General features: G+C 68.7%; 5 protein-coding genes. 2 read left to right on the top strand and 3 right to left on the bottom strand.

Annotated features, from left to right (window positions below):
• The coding region (gene ftsH / locus Q0716_RS07040) for an ATP-dependent zinc metalloprotease FtsH (RefSeq protein ID WP_299021342.1) at positions 1-1,213 on the bottom strand (1,213 nt) is incomplete at its 3' end.
• A 197-nt stretch (positions 1,214-1,410) separates the two neighbouring features.
• Positions 1,411-2,097: an RlmE family RNA methyltransferase gene (locus tag Q0716_RS07035; protein ID WP_299021337.1), complete on the bottom strand. Its 687-nt coding sequence runs from the start codon at positions 2,095-2,097 to the stop codon at positions 1,411-1,413.
• A gap of 49 nt (positions 2,098-2,146) precedes the next feature.
• On the opposite strand from Q0716_RS07035, the gene Q0716_RS07030 reads away from it, so the two are divergent.
• Entirely contained in the window at positions 2,147-2,626 is a 480-nt protein-coding gene (locus tag Q0716_RS07030) for a YhbY family RNA-binding protein (RefSeq protein WP_132962665.1), read from the top strand.
• Positions 2,627-2,674: 48 nt separating this feature from the next.
• The gene (locus tag Q0716_RS07025; RefSeq protein WP_132962666.1) at positions 2,675-4,738 is read left to right on the top strand and encodes a M3 family metallopeptidase; all 2,064 of its coding nucleotides are present in this window, start codon (positions 2,675-2,677) and stop codon (positions 4,736-4,738) included.
• Positions 4,739-4,772: 34 nt separating this feature from the next.
• Here Q0716_RS07025 and rpiA read toward each other — a convergent pair whose 3' ends face one another.
• Entirely contained in the window at positions 4,773-5,459 is a 687-nt protein-coding gene (gene rpiA, locus Q0716_RS07020; RefSeq protein ID WP_132962713.1) for a ribose-5-phosphate isomerase RpiA, read from the bottom strand.
• Positions 5,460-5,501 lie beyond the last annotated feature (42 nt).

Below are 5,501 nucleotides of genomic sequence, written 5' to 3'. Positions count from 1 at the left end.
GGCGCTCCTCTTCCGGCATGACCATGGACTTGCGCTCGGGGCCCATGAGGATTTTGTCCTTGGCCTTCTCGAAGTCCTGCATCTCGACCACGCGCGCGTTGCGGCGCGCGGCCATCAGCGCGGCTTCGTTGCACAGGTTGGCCAGGTCCGCACCGCTCATGCCCGGCGTGCCACGTGCGATCACCTCGGCGCTGACGTCCGGGCCGATGGGGATCTTGCGCATGTGCACCTTGAGGATCTGCTCGCGGCCGCGAATGTCGGGCAGCGTCACATACACCTGGCGGTCGAAGCGGCCCGGGCGCAGCAGCGCCGCGTCCAGAATGTCCGGCCGGTTGGTGGCGGCGATGACGATGACCCCGAGGTTGGTCTCGAAGCCGTCCATTTCGACCAGCATCTGGTTGAGCGTTTGCTCGCGCTCGTCGTTGCCACCGCCCAAGCCCGCGCCGCGCTGGCGGCCCACGGCGTCGATTTCATCGATGAAGATGATGCAGGGGGCGTTTTTCTTGGCCTGCTCGAACATGTCGCGCACACGCGCCGCCCCGACGCCAACGAACATCTCGACAAAATCCGAACCCGAGATGCTGAAAAACGGCACCTTGGCTTCGCCCGCGATGGCCTTGGCCAGCAGGGTTTTGCCGGTGCCCGGCGGCCCCACCAGCAGCAGCCCGCGCGGGATGCGCCCACCCAATTTTTGGAATTTTTGCGGGTCCTTGAGGAAGTCGACGAGCTCCTTGACCTCCTCCTTGGCTTCGTCGCAGCCGGCCACGTCGGCAAACGTGACGTTGTTGGCCGACTCGTCCAGCATGCGCGCTTTGCTCTTGCCAAAGCTGAACGCGCCGCCACGGCCGCCCTGCATCTGGCGCATGAAGTAAATCCACACGCCGATGAGCAACAGCATCGGCCCCCAACTGACCAGCAGCGTCATTAGCAGCGAGCCTTCTTCGCGCGGACGCACGTCGAACTTGACGTCGTTGGCCAGCAGGTCGCCGATCAGCCCGCGGTCCAGGTAGGTGGCGTTGGTGCGGATGCGCCGGTCGTCGGTGGTCACCGCGATGATTTCGGTGCCGTTGGCGCCCTCCTGGATGGTGGCGCTTTTGATGCGTTGTGCCTTGACTTCGCTCAGGAAGTCGGAGTACGCCATGTAGCCGGCGCCCGCGGTGGCACGGCCATCGAACTGCTTGAAGACCGTGAACAGCACCATGGCGATCACCATCCAGATCGCCACCTTCGAAATCCACTGGTTGTTGTTCAACGAAAACTCCTGCCTACCAACCGTTGACGCGACGCCCGCTGCCGCGGGCACCCACCCTTGACGGGCCATGTGCGGCCATTGTAGGCGTTATCAAGCCCGCATGGCGACCGTTGGGCGGCCAACCCTGGCTATCACGCGGATAGCCTCGCCGTTGGCCGTCAACCGATCAGACCGCGCGCCACCAAAAAGGTTTCGGCCGATTGCGGCCGCGACGCCTTGGGCTTGTGCGCCTTGACGGTGCGAAAGTGCTGGCGCAGCCGACGCACCGCGCCGTCGTAGGCGCCGCCATGGAACACCTTGACCACCAGCGCGCCCTCGGGCTTGAGGTGCTGCACCGCAAAGTCCACCGCCAGCTCGATCAGGTGCTCGATGCGCGCCGCGTCCACCTCCTCAATGCCGCTGAGGTTGGGCGCCATGTCGGACACCACCAGATCGACCGCGCGTTGCGGGATCTTGCCGCCCAACGCGTGTTGCAGGGTCGCCTGCAGCGCCTGCAGCGTGGCCTCGTCACGAAAATCGCCCTGCAGGATGTGCACGCCGTCGATCGGCTCCACGGGCAGCAGGTCCACCCCCACCACCACGCCGCGCAGCCGCACGTGGCCAGTGGCGTCGGTGACCGTGCCCAGGCGACGCCGCAGGTACTGGCACCACGCACCCGGGGCGCACCCCAAGTCCACGATGCACTGCCCGGGGCGCACCAGGTGGTACGTCTCGTCGAGCTCCTGCAATTTGTAAGCGGCGCGCGCGCGGTAGCCGTCTTGCTGCGCACGGCGCACCCAGGGGTCGGTGACATGCTGGTTGAACCAGGCCTTGTCCACCTTTTTGCTTTGGGTCCGAACTTTCATGGACCGCACTATAGGCCCGTTGCGCCGTGCATGGGGGATAATCCCGCCCATGCCAGCCTTGCACCTGACCCCCGCCGAACGCGCCCAGCACCGGGGCGCGGCCCACCACCTGGAGCCCGTCGTGATGATCGGCGCCGGGGGGCTGACCGAGGCCGTCGTGGCCGAAGTGGACGCGGCGTTGAACGCCCATGGGCTCATCAAGGTGCGCGTGCTGGAAGGCGAACGCGCGCAGCGCGAAGCCTGGCTGGCCGAGCTGGCCGAGCGGCTGAACGCCGCGCCGGTGCAACACATCGGCAAGCTGCTGGTGCTGTGGCGCCCGCTGCCCGCCAAGGAAAAAGCCCCCGCCGGCGAACGCAAGCCCGGCCCGCGCGAGTACAAGGTCGTCAAGCCCGCCAAGCAGCCCGGGCGGCGCCCCGAGATCAAGACCGTGCGTGTGCTGGGCAACCAGCGTCTCACCCCCGGCGGCTTGGTCAAAAAAGCCAAAAAACGCCAAAAGAGCGCCAAAAAGGCCGCGGCGGCGGGGCGTTGATCGCGGGGTGGCCAGCACCGCCACCGATGTCGTGGCATGCTTGCGGGCATGAACACCCGCACCGACACCGCTTTCCTTGACAACCCCCTGCTGGCGCTGGAGCCGCTGCCGCGCTACAACGCGGTTCAACCCGCGCACGTGCAGCCGGCCATCGAGGCCCTGCTGCACGAGGCCGAAGCGGCGCTGCAAGCCGCCACCGCCCCCGAGCACCCGGCCGACTGGCAAGCGCTGGCGCGCACGCTGGACGTCGCCACCGAGCGCCTGGGGCGCGCCTGGGGGGTGGTCAGCCACCTCAACGCCGTGGCCGACACGCCCGAGCTGCGCGCCGCCTACAACGCCCTGCTGCCGCGGGTGACGGAGTTTTGGACGCGTTTGGGCGCTGACGAGGCCTTGTACGCCAAGTACAAGGCCATCGACCCCACGCGGTTGGATGCCGTTCAGCAGCGGGCGCGCGAGCTGGCGCTGCAGGGCTTTGTGCTGGGCGGCGCCGAGCTGCAAGGCGCGGCCAAGGAACGCTTCGCCGCCATCCAGGAACGTCAGGCCGAGCTGGCGCAGCGCTTCAGCGAACACGTGCTGGACGCCACCGACGGCTGGCACTGCGACATCGACCCGGCCCAGGCCGCCGGCCTGCCCGACGACGTGCAAGCCAGCGCCCGCGCGGCCGCCGAGGCGGCCGGCAAAGCTGGCCAATTGCGGCTGGGCTTGAAGCTGCCGGTGTACCTGCCGGTGATGCAGTTCGCGCACGACCGCGAGCTGCGCGCGCGCCTGTACCGCGCCTACGGCACGCGCGCCAGCGACCAGGCTGAAGGCGAGCTGGCCCGGCTGGACAACACCGCCATCGTGCGCGAGCTGCTGGCGCTGCGCCACGAGGAAGCGCAGCTGCTCGGGTACCCGAGCTTTGCCCACCTGTCGCTGGTGCCCAAAATGGCCGAATCGCCCGAGCAGGTGCTGGCTTTTTTGCGCGACTTGGCGCAACGCGCGCGCCCCTGGGCGGAGCGCGACGTGGCCGACATGCGGGCCTTTGCGGCATCGGCGCTGGGGCTGAGCGACCCGCAGCCGTGGGACTGGACCTACATCGCCGAAGCGCTGCGCCAGCAGCGCTACGCCTACAGCGAGCAGGAGGTCAAGCCCTACTTTCCGCTGCCACGGGTGCTGCAAGGTCTGTTCGACATCGTGGGCACGCTGTTCGAAGTGCGCTTCGAGCCGATGGAAGCACCGGTGTGGCACCCGTCGGTGCAAGCGTTTGCGCTCCATCGCGACGCCGAGCTGCTGGGGCACTTTTACCTCGACCCGGTGGCGCGCGCGGGCAAGCGCGGCGGCGCTTGGATGGACGACGCCCGCAGCCGCTGGCGCCGGCCCGACGACGGTCGCCTGCAAACCCCGGTGGCCTACCTGGTGTGCAACTTTGGCGAAGGCGCGGGCGGCCGCCCGCCGCTGCTGACGCACGACGACGTCACGACGCTGCTGCACGAGTTCGGGCACGGCTTGCACCACCTGCTGACGCAGGTCGATGAGCACGACGTCGCGGGCATCAGCGGCGTGGAGTGGGACGCGGTGGAGCTGCCCAGCCAGTTTCTGGAAAACTTTGGCTGGGACTGGGAAGCCTTGCAACGCCTCAGCGGCCACGTCGACACGGGCGAACCGCTGCCGCGCACGCTGTACGACAAGATGCGCGCCGCGCGTCACTTCCAGAGCGCGCTGCAGCTGCTGCGGCAGGTCGAATACGCGCTGTTCGACATGCGGCTGCACCTGGAAGGGGCGCCGGGCGGCGACGTCATGGCGCTGCTGGAGCAGGTGCGCGACGAAGTGGCCGTGCTGCGCCCACCGGCGTGGCACCGCATGCCGCACAGCTTCAGCCACATCTTTGCCGGCGGCTACGCGGCCGGCTACTACAGCTACCTGTGGGCCGAAGTGCTCAGCGCCGACGCCTTTGCGGCCTTCGAAGAAGCCGCCGCCGAGCGTGGCAGCGTGCTGGACACCGCCACCGGGCGGCGCTTTCGGCAAACCATCCTGGAAGTCGGCGGCAGCCGCCCGGCGCTGGCGTCGTTTCGCGCCTTTCGCGGGCGCGAGCCGCGCATCGACGCGCTGCTGCGCCAGTTGGGTCTGGCGTGATCGGCAGGGCCGCCGCCGGGCACCGCGGCGGCGGTCAACCCGCGGCGCCGTCAAAGGTGACGGTGCGCACCCCTTCAGGCGTGCCCAGCAGGCACACGTGCGCACGTTGGTGCGCGAACACCCCCACCGTCACCACGCCCGGCCAATCGTTGACCATGCTCTCGAACGCCGGCGGGTCGGTGATTTGCAGCCCGGTCACGTCCAGGATGTGCTGGCCGTTGTCGGTGACCAGCGGCGCACCGTCGCGCAGCCGCAACCGCGCCGTACCCCCCAGCGCCGCGAACTGGCGGATGATGCGCTGCGCCGCCATCGGAATCACCTCCACCGGCAGCGGGAATCGCCCCAACACCGGCACCCACTTGGACTGGTCGGCGATGCACACAAAACGGCGCGCTTGCGCGGCGACGATTTTTTCCCGTGTCAGCGCCGCGCCGCCACCCTTGATCATGTAGCCACGCGGGTCGATCTCGTCGGCCCCGTCGATGTACACGGCCAGCTCCTCGACCTCGTTGGCGTCGAAGACGCGGATGCCGTGCGCGCGCAGCCGCTGGGTGGTCGCTTCCGAGCTCGACACCGCGCCGACGATGCGCTCGCGCTGCTCAGCCAGCGCGTCGATGAAGCAGTTGACCGTGGAGCCCGTGCCGACCCCGATGATGTGCCCATGCCCCACGTAGTCCAGCGCGGCGCGGCCCACCAGGGCCTTGAGTTGGTCTTGGGTCATCGGCTCGGCAGCAGGCATCGTTGGCTCCTCGCGGGCAGGGTT

It is taken from the genome of uncultured Tepidimonas sp. (assembly GCF_938045175.1).
In the GTDB taxonomy this organism is placed as follows: Bacteria; Pseudomonadota; Gammaproteobacteria; order Burkholderiales; family Burkholderiaceae_C; genus Tepidimonas.
Note: the sequence above shows the minus strand (reverse complement) of the source record. Positions and strands in the feature narration are given on the sequence as shown.